This window comes from Nocardia cyriacigeorgica, assembly GCF_010858045.1.
GTDB classification, from domain to species: Bacteria; Actinomycetota; Actinomycetes; order Mycobacteriales; family Mycobacteriaceae; genus Nocardia; species Nocardia cyriacigeorgica_E.
On sequence record NZ_JAAGVC010000165.1, the window covers coordinates 1 to 364 of the forward strand.

Consider the following 364-nt stretch of genomic DNA (forward strand, 5'->3'; position numbering starts at 1 on the left):
CGTACCCATCATGGCCGACCGGGCCGCTGCTGTGCCATTGAAATCCACTGAGAATCCCGCTTTCGGAGTGGTGCGCGTCACATCGAACCCTCGGTACCGGGACGGATGTGCCGACAGACACAGCGCGCGTGTGGCGCCCAGTGCCGGATGTCGAGCCGGTACGAATCCAGATCCAGCTCCAGCTGAGCCTCCAGAACGGCCGGTGGCCGCCGGGCCGAACACGCGATGATCGACTCCAGTTCGCGCAGCGCCAGCGCCGCGGTGGCCTCGATTCCGGAGCGGGAGGCGTGTCCGACCCGGCCGAGCAGTTGCGCGGCCAGGCGTGGCCAGTCCGGGTCGTAGTCCGCGCGCAGCAGGTCGGCGC

1 pseudogene is annotated in these 364 nt (G+C 69.2%); it reads right to left on the reverse strand.

The annotated features are described in order from the left end of the window. Nucleotides 1-77 precede the first annotated feature (77 nt). Nucleotides 78-364: pseudogene (locus GV790_RS29195) on the reverse strand (hypothetical protein); the annotation flags it as partial.